This is a genomic window from Sphingomonas edaphi, assembly GCF_003583725.1.
GTDB lineage: Bacteria > Pseudomonadota > Alphaproteobacteria > Sphingomonadales > Sphingomonadaceae > Sphingomicrobium > Sphingomicrobium edaphi.
In genome coordinates, this window is sequence record NZ_QXTF01000001.1 from 50,868 (window position 1) to 76,428 (window position 25,561).

The window sequence follows — 25,561 nt, forward strand, 5'->3', positions numbered from 1 at the left end:
CTAGGCTGTCGACCGCTATGCAGGATTTCACTTTCAATCCCGGTCCGCGCCTCGTTTCCGGCGAGGGGTCAGCTTTACGCCTTGCGGATGTGCTGCCGTCCGGTCCTTGCCTGTTCGTCACTGACCGGGAGGTTATGAAGCTCGGCCTGACCGACCGATGCCGATCTGCACTCGAAGAAGGTGGACGCGAGCTTATCCTGTTTGATGCTGTCGAGGCCGACCCATCGAAGGATACACTCTTGGCAGCGGTCCGCGCAGGCCGCGAATGGGGCGCCACCCATGTCGTCGGCTTCGGTGGTGGCAGTCCGATGGATGTTGCCAAGCTGGCTGCATATCTTTTGGGCTCCGGCGACGATCTCGATGCCATATGGGGCGTCGGGCTCGCCAATGGCCGGCACCTGCCACTGGCGCTGGTTCCGACGACGGCTGGGACGGGCAGCGAAGCAACACCGGTTGCCGTTATCACTTGCGAAGGCGGGGAGAAGCGGGGCGTCAATTCGGCGGCGCTCATCGCTGACTGGGCAGCGCTCGACGCGTCACTGACGATTGGCATGCCCCGGGCGCTCACAGCGGCGACGGGAATTGATGCGATCGTCCATGCGGTAGAGGCGTTCACCTCTGCACGGCTGAAGAACCCGATCAGCGACATGTACGCTCGTGAAGCGCTCCGGCTACTCTCTGCGAATTTGCTGACAGCGTGTGAGCAGCCGGCCAATGTTGCTGCACGCTCGGCCATGCTGCTCGGCGCGCACCTTGCCGGCCTTGCCTTCTCCAATGCTCCTGTCGCGGGCGTTCATGCACTGGCTTATCCACTCGGCGGGCTCCATCACCTTCCGCACGGGCTGTCTAATGCGCTGATGCTCCGCGTGGTCCTGCAGCATAATGCCGAGGTTGCCCGTGACCATTATGCAGAGCTGGCAGAGATCGTCGCACCGGATTGTGCGGGGCAGGGAAGCCAGGCGAAATGCGCAGCGCTGATCGATCGCCTGGACCGGATGGTAACCGACAGCGGGCTTGCCCCTCGGCTCCGTGACCATGGCATTCCGGCCAGCGACATTCCGATGCTGGCGAGCGAGGCGATGAAGCAGCAGCGCCTACTGGTGAACAATCCTTGCCCGATCGACGAAATGGACGCGCGCCGCCTTTATGAGGCCGCCTGGTGAGCCGGCCCGAGCCTGCCCGTCGCGACAGCTATCGGGATTTCACGACGATCACGACACGTTGGGCGGACAATGACGTCTACGGCCACGTGAACAATACCGTCTATTATGAGTGGTTCGACACGGCCGTGAACCGCTGGCTGGTCCGTGAGGGGTTGCTGGACATTGAGGGCGGGGATCTGATCGGCCTCGTCGTCCAGACGGGCTGCTCATACTTTGCTCCGCTTTCCTTCCCTGGCGATGTCGACGTCGGCATCGCGGTCGAGCGCCTTGGGAACTCCAGCGTGACCTATCGGATCGGGGTTTTCGCGCAAGGATCGAACGCTCCGGCCGCGCAGGGGCAGTTTACCCACGTCTATGTCGGTCGTGATAGCCGCCGGTCCGCGACGATGCCGGAAGGCTGGCGGCACAAACTACAGGCACTGACCTAGGCGCAGATGCGCGCCCGCGCTTGTTCATACTCGCGGGCCAGCCTCGCAACGAGGTCGGCAGTCGGCCGCACCTGGTCGACGACACCAATGCCTTGGCCGGAACCCCAAATGTCCCGCCAGGCCTTCGCGCCTGATGCCGACTGGAAGTTCATCGCGTCGGGGCCCGGCTGTGGCAAATTGTCGGGATCGAGGCCGGCGGCCAAGATGGATGCGCGCAGATAGTTGCCGTTGATCCCAGTAAACAAGGCGGAACTGACGATATCGGCCGCGCCGCTCTCGCAGATGCCTCGCTTATATTCGTCGGTCGCCCGGGCTTCGGGCGTCGCAATGAATGGGGAGCCGATATAGGCAAAGTCCGCGCCCATCGCCTTGGCGGCAAGCACCGCTCCGCCCGTTGCGATGGCGCCGGAAAGGGCCAGCGGTCCGTCGAACCATTTGCGGATTTCCTGGACCAGCGCGAACGGCGACCATCGTCCCGCGTGCCCGCCGGCCCCAGCGGCTACCGCGATTAGACCGTCCGCACCTTTTTCGATCGCCTTGCGGGCGAAGCGGTCGTCGATGATGTCGTGAAGCGTAATCCCGCCCCAGGCATGGACCGCATGATTAAGCTCTTCCCGGGCGCCCAGCGACGTGATGACGATCGGCACCTTCCATTTCGCGCAGGTCTCCATATCCTGTTCGAAGCGGTCGTTGGACCGGTGTACGATCTGGTTCACGGCAAAGGGAGCCGATGGCGCTTCCGGATGCTCGCGGTCATAGGCGGCGAGTTCTTCCGTGATCCGGTGAATCCATTCGTCAAGTTGGCTTTGTGGCCGTGCGTTCAGGGCCGGAAAGCTGCCGACGATCCCGGCCTTGCATTGAGCAATGACCAGGTCTGGATTGGACACGATGAACAGGGGCGCGCCGATTACCGGCAGTCGAAGGCGGTCAAAAATGGCTGGGACGGGCATGCTCGCTCCTAGTCGATACGGTGATACGCCTTGAACCACTCGACGAAGCGCGGAATTCCTTCGTCAATACTCGTGGACGGTTCGAAGCCATGGTCGCGCTGTATGGCGCTGATGTCGGCGAACGTATCGCGGACATCGCCGGGCTGCATGGGTTGAAAATCCATCTCTGCGGTGCGGCCGGTGGCCTGCTCGAGCAAATTGACCATCCGCATCAAGTCTTCGGAACGGTGATTGCCGATATTGTAGACGGAGTGGGGGCTTTTGCTGCCGCCTGCCTTTACCTCGCCGTCGTCAGCAGGCGCACCATCCAAACAGGCGATCACGCCGCGGACGATGTCGTCAATGTAGGTGAAGTCGCGCTTCATCTGGCCATTGTTGAAGATCGTCAGGGGGCGGCCTTCAAAAAGCGCTTTCGTGAAAATCCACATCGCCATGTCGGGCCGGCCCCAGGGACCATAGACCGTGAAGAACCGCAGACCCGTCATCGGCAGGCGGAACAGGTGTGAGTAGCTCTCGCCCATCAACTCGTCCGCCTTCTTCGTCGCGGCGTAAAGCGAGATGGGATGATCGACCCGGTCTTCGACACGGAACGGAAGCGTCTCGTTGCCTCCGTAGACGGACGATGAGCTGGCATAGAGGAAATGCTCGACCTCGCGGTGCCGCGCCAACTCCAGCATGTTGATCTGCCCCATCAGGTTGGAGCGGACATATGCCTGCGGATTGACGAGCGAATAGCGCACGCCAGCCTGCGCACCGAGGTGAATGATGCGATCGAAGCGATGGGGCCTCGCGAATTCCCTCAGCGCTTGCTCATCGCCGAAATCGACCTGTTCGAAGTTGAAGGCATTGCCGAACCCGTCGCGAAGCTTCTGGACACGGGCCCGCTTTAGCGCCGGATCGTAATAATCGTTGAGATTGTCGATCCCTATGACCTCTTCGCCGCGCTGGAGCAGGGCGTGGGCGGTCGACGAACCAATAAATCCGGCGGCGCCAGTAACAAGAACGGTCATGCGATGCCTGCTAGCCGAGCCAACTTCATGAAGCGAGGGGCTTTGCAGCGACGCTACGGCAGCTAAGCTGAACTGAAGAAGGAGACGGTCCCGATGACTCATGCGGTTTACCCGGTTCCCCGCCAATGGGCCGAAAATGCGCTGGTGAAAGCGGATGATTACACCGCGCTGTATCGCGAGTCGGTCGAGAATCCGGACAGCTTCTGGCGACGCGAGGCGCAGCGGCTCGACTGGATCCGGCCTTTCACGACCGTCAAGGAAACCAGCTTCCACGAGCAGGATTTCGGAATCCGCTGGTTCGCTGACGGCACGTTAAACCTCAGCGCCAATTGTCTCGACCGCCATCTCGCCGAGCGAGGCGATACAATCGCGATCATCTGGGAGCCGGACGATCCCTCCGAGGCCAACCGCCAGATCAGCTATCGTCAACTTCATGAAATGGTCTGCCGCTTTGCTAACGCGCTGAAGGCCAATGGGGCGGGGCGGGGAAGTCGGGTCACCATCTACATGCCCATGGTGCCCGAGGCCGCCGTCGCCATGCTGGCCTGCGCGCGGATCGGAGCCATTCACTCCGTGGTCTTCGGCGGCTTTTCGCCCGAGGCGCTGGCCGGGCGCATTCAAGATTGCGATTCCAGCCTGGTAGTGACAGCCGATGAGGGACTGCGCGGCGGGCGGGCCACTCCGCTCAAGACGAATGTCGACGAGGCTCTGAAACACTGCAGTTCGGTCGAGAAAGTGATTGTCTACCGTCGGACCGGGGCGGAAGTGCCCATGGTCGATGGACGCGATGTCGACTGGGATGACGCAGTTCGCGACGCAAGCAATCACTGCCCACCAGAAGAGATGGGCGCGGAGGATCCGCTTTTCATCCTCTATACGTCAGGATCCACCGGCAAGCCCAAGGGGGTGCTTCATTCGACGGGCGGCTACGGCGTGTGGACGTCGATGACACATCAATACGTCTTCGATTACCGTCCGGGTCAGGTCTACTGGTGCGCAGCCGATATCGGGTGGGTCACGGGGCATAGCTACATCGTCTACGGGCCACTCGCTAACGGGGCGACGCAAGTGATGTTCGAAGGCGTGCCCAACTGGCCCGACCATAGCCGATTCTGGCAGATCATCGATAAATATCGGGTCGAAATCTTCTACACCGCGCCGACCGCTTTGCGGGCGCTGATGCGTGAAGGCGATGAGCCTGTAAAAGCAACCTCGCGCGCGTCGCTCAAACTACTGGGCACCGTCGGTGAGCCGATCAATCCCGAAGCTTGGGAATGGTATCATCGGGTGATCGGGGAGGGGCGCTGCCCGATCGTCGACACCTGGTGGCAGACAGAAACGGGCGGGGCCATGATCGCGCCTATGCCCGGAGCTGTACCGCTGAAGCCCGGCAGCGCGACTCTGCCGATGTTCGGGGTCAGGCCGGTCCTGCTGGAAAGCGACGGGACACCAATCGAGGGCGCGGGCGACGGATGCCTTGCCATTACCGACAGCTGGCCGGGACAGATGCGGACCGTTTGGGGCGATCACGAGCGCTTCTTCCAGACGTACTTCACCACTTTCCCCGGCATGTACTTCACTGGCGACGGCTGCCGCCGGGACCAGGATGGATATTACTGGATCACCGGCCGAATCGACGATGTCATTAACGTCTCGGGACACCGGATGGGCACAGCTGAGATCGAAAGCGCCTTGGTCGCTCATGAGAATGTCGCTGAAGCTGCGGTCGTTGGAATGCCGCACGAAATTAAGGGACAGGGCATCTACGCCTATGTGACCGTCAACGTCGGCGTGGAGCCGGATGAAGCCTTGAGGTCGCAGTTGATCAAATGGGTTCGGCACGAAATCGGACCCATCGCAACGCCGGACGCAATCCAGTTTGCCCCGGCGCTCCCCAAGACGCGGTCGGGCAAAATTATGCGGAGAATCCTTCGCAAAATCGCTGAAGGTGATGTTTCTACCCTTGGCGACACGTCGACTTTGGCAGATCCCGCGGTCGTCGACCGGTTGATCGAGGGTCGGCAATGAGCTCGGCTATAATTCCTTAACGTCGCATTTAACGCAGATTTAACGATGCTTTGGCGCGCAAACTAACGCGCGTTTCGGACAGCCGCGAGAACCGGCTCGCTACTCGGGGTGAGACGGATAGAGCGGAGTGAGTCATGTCAAAGCTAGCATTGATTTCTGCGGCTGCACTGTTCGTCGGCAGTTCGCTTTCGGCGCAACCGGTCGTTGTCCGGGCAAATCCTGAAAACCTGCCAACGATACGGGTTAGCTTCGCTGACCTGAACTTGGCGTCCACGTCGGGCCAGTCCCGGCTAAAACACCGCATTGGCCGCGCTGCTGCGGATGTGTGCGAATATAATCATTCGCGCATGCCGCTCGAAGAAGAGCTCGATGCTCTCGGCTGCTTCAAGCAGGCCCGTGCTGGTGGTCTTCTTCAAATGAACGACATTCTGGAGAAGGGGTCTTGGGGGTCGGCATTCGCCGCCAATACCATCGTCATAACGCGCATGTAGCTGCTTGAGCGCAAGCGATAAGCAACGGGAAGGGGCGTCATTCGGCGCCCCTTCATCGGCGTCTCCGATTGGCGGCCTATATTAAACTATGATAAAATCGAGTCGAGTTAACCTGCGGCCGTTCCTGGATGCAGGAAGGGGGAAATCTTGTCCCGCCTACTTAAATTGGTCGAGTCCAAACAGCGTCCGCGCTGGCGGCTGAACTGTGTCGGCAGTTTCGCAATCATCGATGAAATGGGCGTCGATCGGACCCCACGTGGGCGCAAAGCCCGGGCGATATTGGTGTATCTTGCCGTTCACGCCGGCGCCCGAATCCCGCGCGAAAAATTGACTGAACTGCTGTGGGGAGACCGGGGAGAATCCCAGGCACGTTCCAGCTTGCGGCAATCCCTCTTCGAGATTCGCTCAAGTGCTCCCGGGCTTCTTGGATCAGATCGCGATCACGTCTGGGTCGCGCATGATGCAATCCAGATGACCGGCGAGGTAGGGCAGGAAGACTTTTACGCCGACCTAAATCACATCAGTTCCGCTTTCGACGAGTGGCTTGAAGAAGAGCGTCGGCAACGCACAGCCAATATCTGGAATAGTCTAAGGGACGAGTGCGCTCGGCTGCTCGCGTGCGGCAAGGGAAGCGCAGCCTTTTCAATATTGGACGATATGGCCCGGCTCGATCCCTACAATGAGGATGGAGCCAGACTCGCGATGCAGGCGGAATTCCAGGCTGGGCACGCCGCTGGCATCGAAAAAAGATACCGAGATCTGGCTGAGGTGCTTGAACGTGATTTAGGTGTGCGACCGGCGACTGAAACAGGAGCCTTACGCGACAGGCTGCTTGCCGAGTTGACCCAAGATCCGTTGGGCTTGGTGTCTTCTGGCGTCGAAGTCCAAGATGTGGCGCCAATTCATGCTGCCGAGCCGTTTGACCAGAAGCCCGCCAACACCGCCCGTAGGACGAATAAGGTGATCATCCTTGTTGGGCTGATTATTGTGGCCATCGCTGGCATGTTCGCGGCGTTGCGCAGTTTGGGAATGACAAGCCTACCGGTCGTGGCCGTGGCGGCCTCTGACAATAGTCCGCACTCGCAACAGCTGTCCCGCGATCTACTCGTCAAGCTCGGAACGTTGGCCGAAGTGGGGTCGGGTCGCTGGCGGCTCACGGAATCCCCGGCCGGCGAACCACGTCCGTCTTATATTTTCCGGGCTAGCGAGAACGTTAATGGCGCCAATATCAAGGCCAATCTCCTACTGGTTGATGGAAAAAGTGAGAGCGTCCTCTGGGCCCGGGAATTTCAGTTCAGGAGAGGGTTGGAGGGCGATCTCAGGCAGCAGGTTTCGCTGACGGCAGGCCGGGTACTCGGTTGCACTCTCGACGCAAGGGAGAACGGCGGGCTGCCCCCGGACTCGCTTCGCCTCTTCCTGACGGGTTGTGCTGCTTCCGCAGAGATGGGTGAAGCCGATCCTCGGGAAGTCGCCGGAACGATGCGCGAGATCCTGAACAGGCGGCCTGCATTCACGCCAGCGTGGGCACTGCTTTTGCTGGCCGACACATGGAATATGCAGATTGCGAGAAGCAAAAGCTCAGATCTGACCCTTGCTCGCCGGCAGTTGGAGCGCGACCTCGCCACTGCTCGAACGGAGGTGCCAGCATTGCCTCAGATCAGTTTGGCGCAACTCGAACTGCTGCCGCCCGGCGCGTACGGCGAAGCGTTGAAACTGATCACAAAGCTCAAACAGCGAGTCCCCGACAATTCGCAAATTTGGCTGGAAGAGTCGGGCGCGCTTGCATCGGTGGGACGGATGGCGGAAGCCGTCGTGGCTGCGCGCAGGGCAGCCGAACTTGACCCATTGTCCCCCGCTGTTTCTCGAAACCTTATCGAACATCTGGCGTGGGCTGGGCAGATCGAAGCGGCGCGTCGCGAGTTGGCAAACGCGAGTGAGAAGTGGGCGGGAACCGCCGCGCTTCGGGATGCTCAGTTTGCCTTTCATTTGCGCTACGGCGATCCGCGCGAGGCTCGGCGGCTCATGGACGACACGAAAGGTGCGAGCATTGATGCCTACCTTGCTGCCCGCTTGAATCCGACTGCAGCCTCAATAAAGGCGCTCAAGGCGTCATTGGGTAGGCCAAGCCTAGGCGAACCGGAAGGTAAGACCGCTTATGCCATCCAGGCTTTGGCCGAATTCGGGCAGGTCGACGATGTATTCAATTGGCTCCAGAGAACGCCGAAGGACAGGCTGGCAGACATGTCCTATGTTCTATTTCGACCCGCATTGCAGGACATCCGCCGCGATCCCCGAATGATGCAGGTGGCCCGGCGGATCGGTCTTATGCAATATTGGATAGCTAGCGGCGAATGGCCTGACTTTTGCTCTGAGCGCGGCCTACGCTATCGCTGCGCTGATTTCGCAAAGACCAAAGCCGCGTAATTGTTATCCGAAGGAATGGTGGACGCACTAGGGCTCGAACCTAGGACCCGCTGATTAAGAGTCAGCTGCTCTACCAACTGAGCTATGCGTCCATGCCTGTCAGGCAATGCGCGGAGCCGCTTGAAGCGGGGGCGCGGGCGGGCCTCTAACAGCCATGGGGCGGGCTGGCAACTGCCTTTGCCGAAGAAAATTACGCCAGTGTCGATCGAGTTCGCGCCTGGCGCTCCATCCCCATCAGCAACCCTAGGCAGATCATGACCGTCATCACTGCCGAGCCGCCGTAGCTGACAAGGGGCAGGGGAATGCCGACGACGGGCGCCATGCCCATGACCATCATCAGGTTGACCGTGAAATAGAAAAAGATCGTCGTGGAAAGGCCGGCCGCCGCTAACTGATTGAACCGGGAACGCGACTTACGGCTGACATTCATTCCCCAGCGCACCACCATCGCAAAAGCGACGATCAGGAGAATGCCGCCGATAAGACCCCATTCCTCGACGAAGGTGGCGAACACGAAATCCGTGTGCCCTTCGGGAAGATAGTCCAGGTGGCTCTGGCTGCCGTTCAGATAGCCCTTGCCCCATATGCCGCCCGATCCAATGGCGATCTTGGACTGGCTGATGTGGTAGCCAGCGCCCAGCGGATCAGCCTCGGGTTCAAGGAAAATGAGCACACGCCGTCGCTGGTAGTCGTGCATCAGCGCGTAGACGACCGGCAGCGCGGCTGCGAGCGCTGCGCCCGCCGATATGAAATACCACATTGGCAGGCCGGCGACGAACATGACAGTCACACCGCCCACGAGTACCATGGTCGCGGTACCAAGATCCGGCTGCACTAGGATCAAGGCCCAAGGGACAAGCACAAGGAGGGCAGCCGGCCACAAACCCCGCCAGCGCCGCACGTCCGAGACCGGCAGGAGGTCGTAAAATCGAGCTAGGACCAGCACGACCGCGGGCTTCATGAATTCCGATGGCTGGAGCCGGATAAAGCCTAGGTCGATCCAGCGCTGTGCGCCCTTGCCGACGAAACCGACCATTTCAACCACGATCAGCATGATCAGGATTGCCACATAGGCGGGGAAAATCATCTGCTTGATCCAGTTTTCGGGGATCGTGCTGACCCCGATCGCGAGACCGAAGAACGCGAGGATAATGAGACCCTGCTTGAGGGCCCATGGCGACCAGCTCCCACCCGCGGCCGAAAACAGCGTGATGATGCCAATGCTGCAGATGAGCGCCACCAGCCAGATGAGACGCCATGGAAGCCGGGCGAGCGGTTGGGGAATGATGGCGGAACTAATCATGCCGTCGTCGCACCTTGCTTGCTCAGTGCTTCGAACTGGGATTGGCGGCGCGCGGTCCGCTCGGCCAAAGCCCCACCCCAGTTCTGTTCCAACGCGTGGAGAGCGGCCCAAGCCTTCTCCTGGTCGAACAGATAGGTCAGCACGTCCTTGGCTACCGGCGCGGCTGCACGCGATCCGCCCATCCCATGTTCAATGACGACGGAACCAGCGTATCGCGGGTCGTCATAAGGAGCGAAGAACACGAACAGGCCATGGTCGCGGTATTTCCAGTCGCCGCCTTGGCCGCGCTGTGATCCGAGGATCTTTCGGACCTGCGCTGTTCCGGTTTTGCCGCACATTTCTATGCCGGGCAGGGGCAGGCGGCTCGCACCCGCAGTGCCGTCGCCGTTAACGACCTCCCACATGCCGCCACGCACGACGTCCAAATGCTCCTTCGAGATGTCCATCGGGTCACCCGGCTTGGTATGACGGCCGATCAATTGCGGCGCGAGGGCGCGACCGGATGCGATACGCGATGCCATGACCGCCAGTTGGAGCGGATTGACGATCAGATAACCTTGGCCAATCGACGCATTGAGCGTGTCCGACGATGTCCAGTCGGGCCGGTCGATGAGACGCTTGTTGTCTTCGTACCGCTTGCGTTTCCATTCGCTATTGGGAACGGTCCCATAGCTTTGGCTAGATACCGGCAGGTCGAACTTTTCGCCCAATCCCAGTCGTTTGGCAAAGGGGGCGATAGCGTCATAGCCCACGCGGTTGCCCATAGCGTAGAAGTAGGTGTTGCAGCTTTTGGCGATGGCTCGCCGCATGTTCACCGCGCCATGTCGGCCGAGGCAGCGGAAGAACCGATTGCCGAGCCGGTAACCGCCGGGACAGTGAACGATTTCGTCAGGGTCAATCCCGTGGGCCAGCAAGGCCACCCCGTTCATCGGCTTGATCGTCGATCCCGGGGGGTAGAGCGAGGAGAGGATCTTGTTGTTCAGCGGACGACGTTCGTCCTGCGACAGCATTTTCCATTCGGTCTGGCCGATGCCGTCGGAAAAGCTGTTCGGGTCGTATGACGGCATCGAGGCCATGCACAATATGTCGCCGGTCAGGCAGTCGAGGATCGTGCAGCTGCCGGATTCCTCTCCGAGGCGCCGGGCAGCAAATTCCTGGAGACCCGCATCGATTGCGAGCTGGATGGTCTGACCCGACCGGTCTGGCTTGGGCTCGAGCTCACGGACGAGCTTGCCGCGCGCGGTCAGTTCTACCCGCTGCCCGCCAGGCTGGCCGCGAAGCTTCTGTTCCAGTGTCTTTTCAAGACCTTCCTTGCCGATCTTGAAACCTGGCGTCACGAGTAGTGGGTTCTTCTCCGCCTCATATTCCTTCGCGGAGGCCGCTCCGACATAGCCGACAAGATGCCCAACTGCAGGACCGGTCGGATAATAGCGAGAAAAGCCACGCATCGGCTGGACGCCCGGCAATTCGGGTAGCCTGACCGTAACTGCGGCATACTGATCGTAAGGGACGTTTTCGGCGATCTGGACAGGTCGGAAACCCTTGGCGTCCTTCAATTCCTTGATGATCCGGTCGACGTCATCAGGTGTAAGCTTGAGGATTTGCGTTAGGGTGCGAAGCGTCTCGGTGGGACGGTCCAACTGGTCGGGGATGATATCGACGCGAAAATCGGAACGGTTGATGGCGATTGGCTTGCCAGCGCGATCAACCAGCCAGCCCCGCCGAGGAGGAACAATGATCAGCTGGACCCGATTACTTTCGGACAAGAGCTGATAATGCTCGTTCTGGGCAACTGACAGATAGCCGAGACGGGCAAGCAGTGCCGCACCGAACGCCGCCTGTGCTCCTCCGACAAGCATCATGCGTCGTGAAAAGGTGATCGATTGATGGGCTGCGGTGAAGCGCTTTGCTTTCATCGCCCAAGCCTCCACCGATCAAGGCGGGCCGCGATGTAAGCGGCAATCGGAAAGCAGAGTACCGAGACGAGAATGGAGGGGCCTGCCGACATGCTGAGCGGAACGGATGCCCCCATGATTGCTGCGATGCGCCATTGCGCAAATTCGGCCAGCCCAACGATAACGCAGGCGATCGCCCACTCGATCCAATAGTCGCGCCACATGGTCCGCCGGTCGAGGACGTCCATGGCGATCATAACCGCCGACCAAACGGCCACAGATAGCCCGATGGGAGTTCCCGTAATCAAATCGTTGGCGAATCCCAGCGGTGCGGCCCACCATGCCGGCCAGGCGTCAGCGCGAAGCAGCCGCCAACCAATCAGCATCAGCAATCCCGCGTCGGGCCACCAACCCCGCGCGGATACGATCGGCAGGACCGCGATTAGGGACCCCAAGACGACCGTTGCTGCAGGTACATAGTCAGCGCCAAGCCGGGGCCCTCGACCAATCTGTGCTGTCTTATGGCCAAGCGCGGACCGGACCATCAGAGCGTTCCGCTATCGGGACGGGACGCGACCTCCAGTGCGGCCGGCTCGTATGGCGGTACAACGATTGCAAAACTCACGCGTGCCGGATCGGCGATCGGAACAGCAATCGCGCCGTCATCGTCGAGCCGGATGACTTTCGCGATCGGCACGAGGGGAGGATATAGCCCACCGGTTCCCGATGTGATGATAACGTCGCCCGGTTTGAACGGGTTTTTCCCGACCTCAAGTGGGCGGACGTCAATCGTGCCGTCTCCGCGCCCGGTCGAAATGACAGGCTGGCCACCACGGAGAATACGGGCGGGCACGATGTTGGCCCGATCCGTCACCAGCAAGACACGGCTTGCGAGCATTCCGCTTTCGATCACGCGACCAATCAGGCCTTCGGGCGCGCGTACCGGCATGCCGATTTTCACGCCGTCGGAACTGCCGACCGAAATCACGGCGAAGCGGCGTGGACTCTCGAACGACGAGCCGACAACGCGGCCCGCCGCGACCGCCTGTTCGGTCCGCTCGCGAAGCTGAAGCGCGGCCTTGAGCTGCTGATTTTCCTCCAGGATGGCGCGCGCTTCAACCATGCGGCGCATCAAGGCTGCCCGTTCACGCTTCAACTGGCCATTCTGGTTGGCCGCGTTCCAATAATCACCCGCGCCGCCGACCAAGCCGGTGACGGTAGTGGTTACTTCGCTCAGGGCGCCGGAGATCGGTGCAGTAACGTCAAGAGCCGCACCGCGAACAACCGCATAGCTTTGCGGGGCCACCAGCGACAGGATAAGCATGATCAGGCCAGCCAACAGCCCCCCGACAACCGCCAGGAAACTGAAGAACAGGCTGTACTGCGCACGCCTGGACCAGCCCGGGCGCGGTCCCGCCGAGGCCGCCACAGCTTAGCTCAAGCCGTCTGAAGGACGCCGCGGAACTGCTCTTCCTCGAGCGCGCGGCCGGTTCCGAGCGCGACGCAGGTCAGCGGATCCTCGGCCACGGTGACCGGCAGACCCGTTTCGTCGCGGAGCACTTCGTCCAGTCCCTGCAGCAGCGCGCCGCCGCCAGTCAGGACGATGCCCTGGTCGCAAATGTCGGCTGCCAGTTCGGGTGCCGTGTTCTCCAGGGCGATCCGGACGCCCTCTACGATCGTTCCGACCGGCTCCGACAGCGCTTCCGCGATCTGGCCCTGGTTGATGCTGATCTCTTTGGGAACGCCATTCACGAGGTCGCGGCCCTTGATGTGGACCGTGGTGCCGATACCGTCGACCGGCGGCTTGGCAATACCAACTTCCTTCTTGATCCGTTCGGCCGTGGCTTCCCCGATCAGCAGATTATGGTTGCGGCGGACATAAGAGGAAATCGCTTCGTCCATCTTGTCGCCGCCGACACGTACCGATGTGGTGTAGGCCAAGCCTCGCAAGGAAAGCACGGCGACTTCGGTCGTGCCGCCGCCGATGTCCACGACCATAGATCCGATCGGCTGCGTCACCGGCATGTCGGCGCCGATCGCTGCTGCCATCGGTTCCTCGATCAGGTAAACCTGCGATGCTCCGGCATTGGACGCGGCGTCACGGATTGCGCGGCGCTCGACGCTGGTCGAGCCCGACGGCACGCAAATGACGATTTCCGGAAAGCGCCAGGCGCGCATCTTGCCGCCGTGCACCTTATGGATGAAGTGCTTGATCATCTGCTCGGCGACATCGATGTCCGCAATGACGCCGTCGCGGAGCGGGCGGATCGCCTCGATCTGGTCCGGGGTCTTGCCCATCATCAGCTTGGCGTCGTCGCCGACAGCCTTGACCTTCTTGACGCCGTTGATCGTTTCGATGGCAACCACCGACGGCTCATTCAGCACGATGCCCCGACCCCGCACGTAGACGAGCGTATTCGCCGTCCCGAGGTCGATTGCCATGTCGTGCGACATCCATTTGAACCAACGCGTCCAGAACATGCTTTCCCCGTCTCGCTATCCGTTTTGGAAAGAGCCGCCACCCAGCCGGCTCGATTCACCGCCCATTATTCAAGTCCTTGTGAAAGCAGCATGAATTTTGGTGAAAATTCCGTGCTTCAAGGCATGCATCCGATTGGGCTAGGACTGCTTTCATGTCAATAAGAAGGCTGCCCTCCGAGCTCATCAATCGCATCGCGGCCGGCGAGGTCGTGGAGCGGCCGGCCAGCGCTCTCAAGGAACTGGTCGAAAATGCGCTGGATGCGGGTGCCCAAACGGTCGCGATTCGGCTGGCAGCTGGTGGGCTCGACCTTGTCGAGGTGACCGACGACGGGTGCGGAATGGGCCCTGCCGATATGGCGCTGGCCCTTGAGCGTCATGCAACCTCGAAACTCCCGGACGATCATATCGACGAAGTAACGAGCTTTGGCTTCCGGGGCGAAGCGCTTCCTTCCATCGCGAGCGTGGCGCGGCTGACGATCGAAAGCCGTCCGCTCGGTATGGATGGATGGCGTATCATGGTTGATCATGGCGAGCGGGCAGGCGAGGGGCCGGCTGCTTTGCCACCGGGTACCCGGGTCCGGGTTGAGGGGTTATTCGACAAGGTACCTGCCCGGCGCAAATTCCTTCGCTCGCCTCGAGCCGAATATTCAGCCTGCCTTGACGCGGTGAAGCGCCTCGCGCTGGCTCGGCCCGACGTGACATTCAGCTTGGACCACGATGGCCGTCGGAACCTGGCTGTACAAAAGTCCGACGGACCCACTCGCGTAGCAGCACTGCTCGACCGCGATCTCGAGCGTCACGGTCTCGGCATCGATTGTGTTCGGGACGGTTTACGCCTCACGGGCGTCATCAGCTTGCCAACGTTCAATCGCGGCATGGCCGACCATCAGTATCTATTCGTCAATTCGCGGCCGGTGAAAGACCGCCTCCTCGTCGGTGCGCTTCGTGCCGCCTATCGAGATTTGTTGGCACGCGATCGTCACCCGGTTGCGGCGCTGTTTGTCGAACTGCCGGCATCTGAAGTGGATATCAACGTCCATCCGGCCAAGACCGAGGTTCGTTTCCGAGACCCCGCCGCGGTGCGAGGACTGATTGTTGGCGGGCTCCGGGCGGCACTCGACGAGGCAGGCCATCGCAGCGCGGCGCGCGAGCAATTCGCGCAGCCCGTTGCATGGCAGGTCGAACCAACGCCGACGATACATGCGCCGCGCGCGGTCGATCATGGCGGGCTATTCGACCAACGCGCCGCGACCAGCGAGCATAGCGCACGCGTATTGGACCGGACGCTCGACTACCGCACCCTACCGGCGGCACGGGCCGAAGCGGCCGTGGAGCCAGTGCCATCCTTTCCGCTTGGCGTGGCACGTGGGCAGGTTGCATCGACCTACATCGTGGCGGAGGCGGAAGACGGTCTTGTCATCGTCGACCAGCATGCGGCCCATGAGCGGCTTGTCCTTGAGCGGATGCGTCGCGCTTCGGAAGGTGGAAGCGTTGCCAGACAGTCATTGCTGATGCCAGATGTGATCGAGCTGGAAGAGCCAGATTGCGACCGATTGGAAGCGGCGGCGTCGGAGCTTGGCGAACTCGGCCTGGATCTAGAGCGGTTCGGACCGACGGCTATCCTGGTTCGCGCCATCCCTGCGGCGCTCGGCAAGACGGACGTTACCGGTTTAGTTCGGGACGTAGCGGCAGAGCTTTCCGAACTCGGCACATCGCTGACGATCAGGGACCGGCTCGACCACGTCGCGGCAACCATGGCGTGTCATGGTTCGGTCCGGGCAGGGCGTACCTTGTCGGTATCTGAAATGAATGCGCTGCTTCGTGAGATGGAAGTCACACCGCACTCCGGCCAATGCAACCACGGCCGCCCGACTTGGGTAAAGCTCGCCCATGCCGATATCGAGAAGCTGTTCGGGCGGCGATAAGTCGTGTGAACGCCGCGCTGAAATTTTTTTCGCAGCGAAAGCCTCTGAAATTTAAGCGGAACCATTCGCTGGGGCGAACCATTTAGCGGGTCCGTTCATCCGGCGGTCAGTCGCCGCTGACGATGAGCGCATGGGGGCTGCCGTTCCACCGGCATCAACAGGAAATTGGCGGAATTGTCCGGATTTCGGGCGATTCCGGCGATGAACCCGCTTGCCCTTTTTCTTCCGGGAGGAGGGCGCAACAATGGAGTGTTTTGTGAAAAAGATCCTTACCGCGACCGCTGCTTCGGCTGCTATCCTGGCTGCCACGCCGGCCTTCGCCCAGGCTGCGCCAGTCGGCGCCCCAGCCGGTGCGCGCGTCGAAGCGCTCGTCGGCTATGACTCCGTCAAGGCACTTGGCGAGGAAGATGGCGGCGTTCTGTACGGCATTGGCGCCGGCTACGACGTTCCCCTTTCGTCTGCTGTTTCGATTGGTGCCGACGTCGAAGCCACCGATTCCACGCAAAAAGTCGGTGATAGCGACGTAGCTTCGGTGAAGGCCGGCCGCGATCTTTACGCGGGCGGCCGCGTCAACTTCGCAATCAGCCCGACCGCCAACGTCTACGCCAAGGGCGGCTACACCAATGCTCGCTTCAAGGCGTCAGACGGTGTCGATAGCTATGCCGAGAATTTCGAAGGCTACCGCCTCGGCGCGGGCGCGCAGTTCGCGCTTGCTGGCAAGAGCTATGTCGGCGGCGAGTATCGTTTCTCCGACTATGAAGACGGTCTCAAGCGCCACCAGGTCGCGATGACGGTCGGCACCCGCTTCTAAAGCTAGCAGGTAGCATGACAGGGTGGGCGGCCGCTTCGGTGGTCGCCCCACTTTCATATTTCGACGTGTTTACAGTTATTTACTAAATTTTGCAGCGTTACTTCTGTCTAAAAGTTGAGTGGCCGACTTTTAGTTGAAAATCCCGCATTCTGTCGGTTTGCAGAAGAATTGATTGCCTAAAACGCAGTACCGCAATATGCGCCCACCGCCCCGAGACGGCTGCCGCCGTGCTCGGGGTTGCTATATGTGGGAGTATACAAGTGAAAAAGTTTGTTTCGCTGCTTGGCGTTTCGGCCGCGGCTTTCATTGCCACTCCGGCCGCTGCACAGGTTGCAGTGCCAACCGGCGCGCGCGTCGAAGCCCTCGTGGGTTATGACGCAATCCGTATCGACCTCGAAGATTTTGGCGTGGATGAAACCGTCAAGGATTCGGGTGTTCTTTACGGTCTCGGCCTTGGCTACGACTTCGCCGTGGGCGGCGTTTCGCTGGGTGCAGATCTTGAAGCTACTGACTCGACCGCCAAGGAAGGCGACGAAGACACCGGTTCGCTGAGCGCTGCTCGCGACCTCTACGCTGGTCTTCGCGCGACGTTCCCGGTCAGCCAGTCGGCGAACGTGTACCTCAAGGGCGGTTATACCAACGCACGCTTCAAGGCGGAGCTGGATGGCGAGTCCGAAGGCGAGAACGCTGACGGTTTCCGCCTCGGTGCCGGCGCGCAGTTCACGCTGAGCGGCAAGGCCTATGTTGGCGGCGAATATCGCTATTCCAACTATGAAGCCGACCTGAGCCGTCATCAGTTCGCGCTGACCGTAGGCACCCGCTTCTAAGCGATTGTCTGAACGTGGAAGGGGCGCCCGCTTCGTCGGGCGCCCCTTTTTCATGCGCTTTCAGCTGAGACAATTCCGCAGAAATCTGCTATTGCTGTCCTCGGGGAGAATGGCGATGAGCGAACAGGACAAGGGCTATTTTGCCCGACGAGCCGCCGAAGAGGCGGAGCAGGCATTGTCGGCAACCAATCCCAAGGCGCGGGAATCCCACCTTCGGCTGCAGCGTGTTTATACTGAACGCGCTTCGATTGGCGACCGGTCTCCAGAGCAACTCGAGGGGCAGGACTAGTCCTGCAGCCGTTTCCGGCCACTTTCGACACGAAGAGTGCGAGCCGTCTCCCGGCTCTCCCGAAGAAGGGGGTAGCCAGACGCTTCCTCGTCCTTGAGCGCGTTTGCAAACTGGCCTGACCTAATTTCTTCCAGGATGGCGCTCATCCGGCTGCGGACAACGTCATCGACAATCCGCCGTCCGCCCATGACCGCACCCAATTCGGCAGTATTGCTAATCGCTTCACGCATGCCCGCGATGCCACGCGCTTCGATCAGTTCTGCTAGAAGCTTCAGTTCGCCGACACATTCCATGTAAGCCACTTCCTCGCTGACGCCCGCCTCCACCAGCGTGTCGAAACCGGCAATGAGGATCTCAGGAACTGCGCCCCAAACCACTGCCTGCTCATTGAACAGGTCCGCTTCGCATTCTTCGGCAAAACTGGAAGCGAGCATTCCGGCGCGCCCGCAGCCAATCGCCTTTCCGTAAGCCAACGCGAGCATTTCAGTATCGCCTTTGGGATCCTGGGCGACGGCATAAAGCGCGACCATGCCTTCACCCACTTCGTAAAGGGATCGAAGAGCGGTCCCTGGCCCTTTGGGCGCGACCATGAAAACGCTCAGATCAGATCGCGGAACGATGAAGCCGAAGCGGATCGCCAGGCCGTGGCTGAAACCAAGGGCGCATCCCTCTTTCAAACCGGGCTCAATCTCACGGTAGATCGCGGCGAGAGTTTCGTCGGGGGCCAGCAGCATTGCCACATCAGCGGCGCTCACCGCGTCTATCAGAGGCGCGGTTGCTATGCCGTCGGATGCAGTTTTATTCCGAGTGGATGACGCTTCGCGCAATCCTACGACGACGTCGACGCCGCTATCGCGAAGGTTTAGCGCTTGCGCGCGACCTTGATTGCCATAGCCGATGATCGCGACGCGTAATCCGGCAAGCGGTGCGGAGTCGATGTCAGCGTCGAGCTTACGGTCCATCGACTTGGCCTACTCCGACATCAGAAGCAGCGCCAGCGCACGCTCAACAGCATCACCGTCCAATGGATCGCTGAACCGTGGCCAGTCAGGAGGAGGCTGATTGGCGAACCATGTATATTGCCGCTTCGCATAACGGCGCGTCGCCAGTTGTCCGGCCGCAATTGCCTGTTCTTCAGTAAGAGAACCATCGCACAGTGCCGATAGCTCCGGCACGCCAATAGCCCGCATGACGGGGAGTTGCGGATCCAGTCCGCGCTTGAGCAACGTCCGAACTTCGTCGATCGCGCCGCTCCGGACCATGTCGCTAAACCGGCGATCGCAGCGATCCGTCAGCCATGGCCTTGGCGGTAACAGCAACAGCGGGCTGACCGCGACCCCGTCGGCAATGCCGCCTTCCTTGTACTGCTGCCACTCGGAAAGGGTGCGTCCCGTAGATTTCACGACCTCGAGCGCACGCGCGATGCGGGTCGTGTCGCCGGGATTGAGCGTGGCCGCCGCTACCGGATCGAGTGGCGTGAGCGCGGCCAGGTTTTCCGAAACGCTTGCAGAGCGCACCTGAGCTCGAACATCGGGCTCGATCTCAGGAACGGGCGCGATCCCTTCGAGCAAAGTACGAAGGTACAAGCCGGTCCCGCCAACCAGGATGGGCAGTCGCCCTTCAACGTGAAGCTTATCGATTTCAGCTGTCGCCAGCGCAGCCCAATCTGCGGCGGAACAGGGGACGGCCCCGTCGCGAATGCCGTAAAGCCGGTGTTCCGCTCGCCGAAGATCGTCTGCCGATGGCGCCGCGGACAGGATCGGAAGGTCGCGGTAAATCTGTGCACTGTCGGCGTTGATAATGACGCCGCCGCTGCGTTCGGCAAGCGCGAGTGCTAGCGCTGACTTGCCGCTGGCGGTCGGACCGGCAATGACGACGACGGGAGGCTTTTCCGTGACCATTGCCACGCTGATAGCAGCCGGACGGCTCGACGAAAGACTGTTAGAGGCAGCCCTTGCTCGCATTCATTCGGCCGAGTTCACCCGATGGATCGACCGAGGGGATGCGGCAGACTTTGAAAGCCCGTTGCCTCCGCAGGAACTGAGACAGGTTCTGGAAGGGTGGGAAGGGGCGGACGTTATCGTCCACACCTCGGGGCCACGTCAAAAGCGACTACTCGTCGCGGACATGGATTCAACGATAATCGGCCAGGAATGTATCGATGAGTTGGCCGACTATGCCGGCGTGAAGCCTCAAGTGGCAGACATTACCGAACGTGCAATGCGTGGCGAACTGGACTTTGCTGGTGCACTTGCAGAACGGGTTGCCTTGCTTGAGGGGCTGGAGTTCGAAACCATCGCGCAATGCCTTGCCGAGCGCATCCGCCCTAATCCCGGCGCCGAAACACTTGTCAGGACGATGAGCGCGCTTGGCGCAACCACCATCCTCGTCTCGGGCGGATTTACAGCCTTTGTCGAACCGATTGCCCGGAAGGTCGGTTTCGATCGGTTCGAAGCAAATGTGCTTGAAGTCGCGGCTGGAAAGCTGACGGGTTCAACTTCCGGCCGGATCGTGGATTCACACGTGAAGCAGGAGGTCTTGGTTCGAGCCTGTGAAGAACTCGAGCTGCGACCGGATGAGACGATGGCAATTGGCGATGGAGCCAATGACGCGCTGATGGTTATGGCCGCCGGACTGGGCATTGCCTACCACGCTAAACCGGTCCTTGCGGAGGTGGCAGACGCCTGCCTCGAACACCACGGACTTGATGCCTTGCTTTGGGCACAAGGAATCAACCGCGCACGTTGGATTGAGGACTAGCGCGCCACGACCGCGAAGCAGGGCTGAGGCGCAAGGCGGGCGCAGGCTGCGGAAGCGTCGGCGCGGGTCCTGAATGGTCCAGCCTGCAACCGGACCACGGCTCCGGCTGGAATATAATAAGGCTGCAGTCCGCCCAGCTTGGTCGACATCTTTGAAAAAAGCGACTGCGCGGACGACCGCTGGCTGAAAGCACCTAGCTGGATACGCCATGCGCCACTGGCTGCAGCAGGAACGGGAGCGATTGGCGGCGCAAGCGCTACCGCCACCTTGCTCGGCGTCGACTTGGCAGGAGCTTTTGGCTTAGTAAGAGCCTTTGGTTGGGCGCCCGCGATGTCGGATGTCCGGACGGCGGCGAGCTTTTTCGCCAGCGCCAAGCCCTTTTGCCTCTGATCAAGTGGCATGATCTGGTCCATGTCAGCCAAGGTCGCCTTGGCCTGCGCCAACCCCTGAGCTGCGGACCGGCTGACGTAGGCATAGGCAGTGACGGGGTCAGATGCGATGCCGTCGCCATTGTAAAGCGCGGTCCCGATCAGCAGTAGCGCACGCGGCTCGCCTGCCTCCGCAGCCTGCCTTAGCCACCTCATCGCGGTTACCCGATTGCCGTTTTGAAAGAGCAAAAGGCCCAGCGTTGCGGCTGCGTCGTTATGGCCTTTGCGGGCCGCCCGCTCGAGCCAGCTTTGCGCTTGGGCCAGATCCAGGGGCACGCCTTTACCGAGACGATACGACTGCCCAATATTAAACGCCGCGTCGGCATCCCCTTGCTCTGCCAGGGGTCGCCAGATTGCCACGGCGCCCGCCGCGTCGCCCTTCTGCCAAGCATCGATGCCGGATTTAACGTCCTGGGCCGTGGCCGGGATCGCGGCGGCGCTAATCGTCAGGGCAAGCAACAAGGTTCGCATTAATCCAGTCCCGGGTCGAGGTTTCCTTAACCCTAGCTCCTCTCTCGGGCGGCGAACAAGGTCGGGCCAATATTAACCAGTTTTTAGGGCCTTTGCTGTCAGGTGAGCATCGAATGACCGTCATTTGGCGAGGGGAATAGAATGCGCGTTCTGGCAATGGCATCGCAGAAGGGCGGGTCGGGCAAGACGACCTTGTCCGGTCACCTAGCGGTGCAAGCGCAACTGGCGGGCGCTGGTCCCGTCTGCCTTATCGACATCGATCCGCAAGGTTCGCTCGCCGACTGGTGGAATGAACGACAGGAAGATATGCCGGCCTTCGCGCAGACAACTGTTGCGCGCCTCGCATCGGACCTGGAAGTGCTTCGCCAGCAGGGCTTCCGCCTCGCCGTGATCGACACGCCGCCGGCCATAACCATGGCGATCCAGTCGGTTATCGCCGTTGCAGAACTTATCGTCATCCCGACTCGCCCGTCGCCGCATGACCTTCGTGCCGTCGGGGCCACCGTCGACCTGTGTGATCGCGCCGGCAAGCCGCTGATCTTCGTCGTCAACGCCGCGACGCCTAAAGCCAAGATCACTTATGAAGCCGCAGTTGCACTCTCGCAGCATGGCACGGTCGCCCCAGTTACGCTTCACCATCGCACCGATTTCGCAGCTTCGATGATCGACGGACGTACGGTGATGGAGGTCGACCCCAAGGGTCGCTCGGCTCGCGAAGTTGTCGAGCTTTGGGATTATATTTCCGACCGCCTCGAAAAGAATTTCCGTCGCACCGTGTTCGCAGCCCCGAATGCCGCCCCCGGCATCGGTGTCGCTGCCTCGCCGCGTCCCGTCGGTGGCTTCGGCCGCCGCGTTGTTGGCCAGTAAGGAGTGAACGCGATGGGAGAACCCAAGGCATTCGCATCGCTCTCTTCGGGTCTTTTGGCTCGCAAGGGTGCTGCACGGCCCGCAATGCGCCCCCAAGGCTTCGGCCAAGGCGGCAGCGGCCTGGAAGATCTGGGCTGGAACGACATGGGCTTTGAACCGCCCAAGCCGGCGCTCGCACCAGTTCGCGATGACGAACATGATGCATTCGGCGATGAACTGCCCGAACAGCCTCTGCGTAATCCGATTTCGGCCCTGACGCCGATCGCTTCGCCGGTCCACGACCAGCAAGCGGAAATCGCCGAGCGCTTTGCCGCCCATGACGAGGATGGCGAGGACGAAGACGGCGAATATGTCGACGAGACCGCCGAGATCTATGATCCCGAGGCAGAAGAAGCATTGCAAGCACCGGTCGCCAAAGAACCGGCGCCGATTGTCGCAATGCCAATCCCGGTCCGCGCTACGGCGCCAGTCCGTCCGCGCAAGCCACGCGCTGCCCCGGGCAGCAAAGGCAAGGCGGCATTCACGCTTCGTCTGGATCCGGCGCGACACCTGAAGCTGCGCCTTGCCTGCGCCGTCGACGGCCGGTCGGCTCAGCAGCTCGTGACCGATGCGCTGGACCAACTGCTCGGTGCGATGCCTGAACTGGAATCGATGGCCGAACGGGCCCCGCGAGCGAAGCGGGCCTGAACGAACGAAAGTAGGGGACGAAGTCATGACCAACCCGAAGCGCCTTGGCGCCGCACTGACCGCCGCATCGTTGATGGCCGTTGTGACGGCCTGCGCGGGACCCGGGTCGTCGGGCACGAAGAGCGCCTCGATTTTTGGTGGTAAGGTCGACTCGTCCAACATTGCGCTTGCCACCCGTGCCCAGGTCGCCCTGACGTCGAACGATCTCCAGAACGCCGTTTCGCTCGCCGAGCGGGCTGTCGAACGCAGCCCGAACGACGCCGGCTTTCGTGCACTGCTGGGCAACTGCTACCTCGCTTCGGGCCGGTTCGCGTCGGCGGAAGCAGCCTATCGCGACTCGTTGACCCTTGTCGGTACGCAGCCGCAGGTGGTGTTGAAGCTGGCGCTAGTCCAGATTTCACAGGGCAAGACGGAAGACGCCAAGGCATTGCTTGCCGCCGCGCAAGGTTTGCTCGATGCCGCCGATACCGGTCTTGCCCTGGCTCTTGCGGGCGATCCGCAGTCGGCGATTTCGATACTGGAGCCGGCAGCCCGTGCGATCGGTGCTGACGCCACGGTTCGCCAGAACCTCGCGCTCGCCTACGCCTTCGCCGGTAACTGGGACCAGGCTCGTGTCGTGGCCAGCCAGGACGTCCCGGCGGATCAGCTCGACGGTCGCATCCAGCAGTGGATGGCGCTCGCCAAGCCCGCCCGGCAGTCCGACCAGGTCGCTGCCTTCATCGGCATTCGTCCTGTCGCCAGCGATCCAGGCCAGCCGGTGCGCCTTGCGCTGAATAAAGTTGAAAATGTTCGCCAGGCCGCAGCAGAACCTGTGACGCCGCAGCCTCAGCAGGCCTTGGTTGCCGCGGTGCAGCCCGCGCCGGTCTATGAAGCGCCGGTCATGGTTGCCGAAGCACAGCCGGCGACGGTCTATGAGGCGCCGGTCGCAGCTGTCACGAACCCCACACCGTCAGTTGAACCCGTTGCCTTGCCGGTCGCGATGGCCGCTGCTGCTGAAACCGCTCCGCCGGTCGCCGATTACGCCGCTGCTCCGGCATCACCGATTCGTCAGGCCCGCCCGGCGCTATCGCCGGCCGCCGTCCGCCTCTCGGACTCGCTGCCGTCCATCCGTCGAGCCGCGCTCCCTAAAGCGAAGCAGGCTAAAAGCCGCGCTGTCGTCCAGTTGGGAGCTTACTCCTCGCGCGATCGTATCGAGCTTGCCTGGAACAACGCCAGCGCCAAGTTCTCGTCTCTGCGTGGTTACACGCCCGTCAGCGCTCGCTTCGACAGCGGCAAGGGCACTGTCTACCGCCTGTCGGTGAAGGGATTCGCCAGCGATCGCGATGCCATCCAGCTTTGCTCGTTGCTGAAGCGCCAGGGTCGTGCCTGCTTCGTCCGCGCCGTGTCGAACGACACGCCGGTACGGTTCGCTTCGCGCTAAACGCTAGTTCAAACGCGACGCGGTCAGGAGGTCGAGGCAAGCCATCCTGACCGCAACGCCCATCTCCACCTGCCGGACGATCAGCGAACGGGTAGGGTGGTCAGCAAGCGACCCTTCGATCTCGACACCACGGTTGATTGGGCCCGGATGCATGACGACCGCACCTTCTGCGGTTTGAGCAAATCGATCTTCGGTGAGGCCGTAGCGCGACAGATATTCTCCTGGAGCGTCGCCTAGGTCTTCCTCAAGCCGTTCGCGCTGGACGCGCAGCATCATCACGACATCGGCGCCCTCGACCGCTTCATCGATCTGCATGGCTTCCATCGAGGAAGGGATTAGGGATTCGGGGCCAGCCATGCGCAGGTCGGCACCGAGGCGCTTCAACAGCAGCGCGTTGGAGCGAGCGACGCGGCTGTGCTTCAAGTCCCCGCAGACGGCGATTTTCAGGCCTTCGATACGTCCGAAATGCTGTCGAATCGTGGCTGCGTCGAGCAGTGCTTGGGTTGGATGTTCACCGACGCCGTCACCGGCGTTGATAACCGGGCAATCCATAATCGCTGCAACGCTGGCGGGAGCGCCACTAACACTATGGCGGATTACAAGTATGTCGGGCCGCATTGCGTTGAGCGTGCGGGCCGTATCCTCCAGCGTCTCACCCTTCTTGATGGAACTGTGCTCGACCTGCATCGTCACGACCTGCGCGCCGAGGCGGTTGGCGGCGATTTCGAAGCTGAGCAGCGTTCGCGTCGAATTTTCGAAGAAAGCGTTGACGATTGTCAGTCCGTCGAGCCGGTGGTCGTTGCGCCGGGGCTGCCGATTATAGGAAAACCATCGCTCGCCTTCGTCGAGGATGGTCGCGATTTGGTCGTCGCTGAGACTATCAATGGAAAGCAGGTGCATTAA

The 25,561-nt window shown here is 61.3% G+C and carries 24 protein-coding genes and 1 tRNA gene; 13 read left to right on the top strand and 12 right to left on the bottom strand.

Annotated elements, in window-relative coordinates; translation table 11 throughout:
* Positions 1-17 precede the first annotated feature (17 nt).
* A complete protein-coding gene (locus tag D3M59_RS00265) occupies positions 18-1,163 on the top strand; it encodes an iron-containing alcohol dehydrogenase (protein ID WP_119530399.1) in 1,146 nt (381 codons plus the stop codon).
* Entirely contained in the window at positions 1,160-1,591 is a 432-nt protein-coding gene (locus D3M59_RS00270; RefSeq protein WP_119530401.1) for an acyl-CoA thioesterase, read from the top strand. The genes D3M59_RS00265 and D3M59_RS00270 overlap by 4 nt, the downstream gene beginning before the upstream one ends.
* Here D3M59_RS00270 and D3M59_RS00275 read toward each other — a convergent pair.
* Both D3M59_RS00275 and D3M59_RS00280 read right to left on the bottom strand, forming a co-directional pair.
* On the bottom strand, positions 1,588-2,541 hold the full coding sequence (locus D3M59_RS00275) for an NAD(P)H-dependent flavin oxidoreductase (RefSeq protein ID WP_119530403.1): 954 nt from the start codon (positions 2,539-2,541) through the stop codon (positions 1,588-1,590). The two genes, D3M59_RS00270 and D3M59_RS00275, sit on opposite strands and share 4 nt — an antisense overlap.
* Positions 2,542-2,549: 8 nt before the next feature.
* Positions 2,550-3,551 carry a GDP-mannose 4,6-dehydratase gene (locus D3M59_RS00280; protein ID WP_119532771.1) on the bottom strand — a complete coding sequence of 334 codons (1,002 nt, stop codon included), beginning with the start codon at positions 3,549-3,551 and terminating at the stop codon, positions 2,550-2,552.
* Between the two features lie 93 nt (positions 3,552-3,644).
* On the opposite strand from D3M59_RS00280, the gene acs reads away from it, so the two are divergent.
* The 3 genes from acs to D3M59_RS00295 all read left to right on the top strand — a co-directional run bounded on the left by acs (position 3,645) and on the right by D3M59_RS00295 (position 8,494).
* Positions 3,645-5,579 (top strand): acetate--CoA ligase, encoded by a 1,935-nt coding sequence (gene acs / locus D3M59_RS00285; protein WP_119530405.1) that lies wholly within the window; start codon positions 3,645-3,647, stop codon positions 5,577-5,579.
* Between the two features lie 134 nt (positions 5,580-5,713).
* A complete protein-coding gene (locus D3M59_RS00290) occupies positions 5,714-6,070 on the top strand; it encodes a UrcA family protein (protein WP_119530407.1) in 357 nt (118 codons plus the stop codon).
* A 147-nt stretch (positions 6,071-6,217) separates the two neighbouring features.
* The gene (locus D3M59_RS00295; RefSeq protein WP_147416667.1) at positions 6,218-8,494 is read left to right on the top strand and encodes an AfsR/SARP family transcriptional regulator; all 2,277 of its coding nucleotides are present in this window, start codon (positions 6,218-6,220) and stop codon (positions 8,492-8,494) included.
* Positions 8,495-8,510: 16 nt separating this feature from the next.
* On the opposite strand, the gene D3M59_RS00300 is transcribed toward D3M59_RS00295, so the two are convergent.
* The 6 genes from D3M59_RS00300 to D3M59_RS00325 form a co-directional block, all read right to left on the bottom strand.
* A tRNA-Lys gene (locus tag D3M59_RS00300) sits at positions 8,511-8,586 on the bottom strand.
* Positions 8,587-8,684: 98 nt separating this feature from the next.
* The gene (rodA, locus tag D3M59_RS00305) at positions 8,685-9,797 is read right to left on the bottom strand and encodes a rod shape-determining protein RodA (RefSeq protein WP_119530411.1); all 1,113 of its coding nucleotides are present in this window, start codon (positions 9,795-9,797) and stop codon (positions 8,685-8,687) included.
* Positions 9,794-11,713, bottom strand: coding sequence for a penicillin-binding protein 2 (gene mrdA, locus D3M59_RS00310; RefSeq protein WP_119532773.1), 1,920 nt, complete (start codon positions 11,711-11,713; stop codon positions 9,794-9,796). Before mrdA ends, rodA begins: the two co-directional genes overlap by 4 nt.
* On the bottom strand, positions 11,710-12,237 hold the full coding sequence (gene mreD, locus D3M59_RS00315; RefSeq protein ID WP_119530413.1) for a rod shape-determining protein MreD: 528 nt from the start codon (positions 12,235-12,237) through the stop codon (positions 11,710-11,712). Before mreD ends, mrdA begins: the two co-directional genes overlap by 4 nt.
* Positions 12,237-13,121 carry a rod shape-determining protein MreC gene (gene mreC, locus D3M59_RS00320; RefSeq protein WP_119530414.1) on the bottom strand — a complete coding sequence of 295 codons (885 nt, stop codon included), beginning with the start codon at positions 13,119-13,121 and terminating at the stop codon, positions 12,237-12,239. Before mreC ends, mreD begins: the two co-directional genes overlap by 1 nt.
* An 8-nt stretch (positions 13,122-13,129) precedes the next feature.
* Positions 13,130-14,173, bottom strand: a complete 1,044-nt coding sequence (locus D3M59_RS00325) for a rod shape-determining protein (RefSeq protein ID WP_119530416.1) — start codon at positions 14,171-14,173, stop codon at positions 13,130-13,132.
* 152 nt (positions 14,174-14,325) lie between these two features.
* Between D3M59_RS00325 and mutL the strand changes: the two genes are divergently transcribed.
* The 4 genes from mutL to D3M59_RS11990 all read left to right on the top strand — a co-directional run bounded on the left by mutL (position 14,326) and on the right by D3M59_RS11990 (position 18,025).
* Positions 14,326-16,098: a DNA mismatch repair endonuclease MutL gene (gene mutL / locus D3M59_RS00330; protein ID WP_119530418.1), complete on the top strand. Its 1,773-nt coding sequence runs from the start codon at positions 14,326-14,328 to the stop codon at positions 16,096-16,098.
* A gap of 256 nt (positions 16,099-16,354) precedes the next feature.
* Positions 16,355-16,909 (top strand): porin family protein, encoded by a 555-nt coding sequence (locus D3M59_RS00335; RefSeq protein WP_119532775.1) that lies wholly within the window; start codon positions 16,355-16,357, stop codon positions 16,907-16,909.
* A 260-nt stretch (positions 16,910-17,169) separates the two neighbouring features.
* A complete protein-coding gene (locus tag D3M59_RS00340; protein WP_119530420.1) occupies positions 17,170-17,736 on the top strand; it encodes a porin family protein in 567 nt (188 codons plus the stop codon).
* 115 nt (positions 17,737-17,851) lie between these two features.
* Positions 17,852-18,025 carry a hypothetical protein gene (locus D3M59_RS11990; RefSeq protein WP_158581906.1) on the top strand — a complete coding sequence of 58 codons (174 nt, stop codon included), beginning with the start codon at positions 17,852-17,854 and terminating at the stop codon, positions 18,023-18,025.
* Here D3M59_RS11990 and ilvC read toward each other — a convergent pair.
* Both ilvC and miaA read right to left on the bottom strand, forming a co-directional pair.
* The gene (gene ilvC / locus D3M59_RS00350) at positions 18,022-18,987 is read right to left on the bottom strand and encodes a ketol-acid reductoisomerase (protein ID WP_119530424.1); all 966 of its coding nucleotides are present in this window, start codon (positions 18,985-18,987) and stop codon (positions 18,022-18,024) included. The genes D3M59_RS11990 and ilvC overlap by 4 nt on opposite strands.
* A gap of 9 nt (positions 18,988-18,996) precedes the next feature.
* A complete protein-coding gene (gene miaA, locus D3M59_RS00355) occupies positions 18,997-19,926 on the bottom strand; it encodes a tRNA (adenosine(37)-N6)-dimethylallyltransferase MiaA (RefSeq protein ID WP_119530426.1) in 930 nt (309 codons plus the stop codon).
* Between miaA and serB the strand changes: the two genes are divergently transcribed.
* Positions 19,919-20,785, top strand: a complete 867-nt coding sequence (gene serB, locus D3M59_RS00360) for a phosphoserine phosphatase SerB (protein WP_199662321.1) — start codon at positions 19,919-19,921, stop codon at positions 20,783-20,785. The genes miaA and serB overlap by 8 nt on opposite strands.
* Here serB and D3M59_RS00365 read toward each other — a convergent pair.
* Complete coding sequence (locus D3M59_RS00365; RefSeq protein WP_119530430.1) at positions 20,782-21,684, bottom strand: SPOR domain-containing protein; 903 nt, start codon at positions 21,682-21,684, stop codon at positions 20,782-20,784. The two genes, serB and D3M59_RS00365, sit on opposite strands and share 4 nt — an antisense overlap.
* 141 nt (positions 21,685-21,825) lie before the next feature.
* Between D3M59_RS00365 and D3M59_RS00370 the strand changes: the two genes are divergently transcribed.
* The 3 genes from D3M59_RS00370 to D3M59_RS00380 are packed head-to-tail and all read left to right on the top strand — an operon-like array spanning position 21,826 to position 24,658.
* A complete protein-coding gene (locus D3M59_RS00370) occupies positions 21,826-22,551 on the top strand; it encodes a ParA family protein (protein WP_119530432.1) in 726 nt (241 codons plus the stop codon).
* 12 nt (positions 22,552-22,563) lie between these two features.
* Complete coding sequence (locus D3M59_RS00375; RefSeq protein WP_119530434.1) at positions 22,564-23,238, top strand: hypothetical protein; 675 nt, start codon at positions 22,564-22,566, stop codon at positions 23,236-23,238.
* Between the two features lie 25 nt (positions 23,239-23,263).
* On the top strand, positions 23,264-24,658 hold the full coding sequence (locus tag D3M59_RS00380) for an SPOR domain-containing protein (protein WP_158581907.1): 1,395 nt from the start codon (positions 23,264-23,266) through the stop codon (positions 24,656-24,658).
* A gap of 3 nt (positions 24,659-24,661) precedes the next feature.
* On the opposite strand, the gene D3M59_RS00385 is transcribed toward D3M59_RS00380, so the two are convergent.
* The gene (locus tag D3M59_RS00385; RefSeq protein WP_119530438.1) at positions 24,662-25,558 is read right to left on the bottom strand and encodes an aspartate carbamoyltransferase catalytic subunit; all 897 of its coding nucleotides are present in this window, start codon (positions 25,556-25,558) and stop codon (positions 24,662-24,664) included.
* Positions 25,559-25,561: the final 3 nt, after the last annotated feature.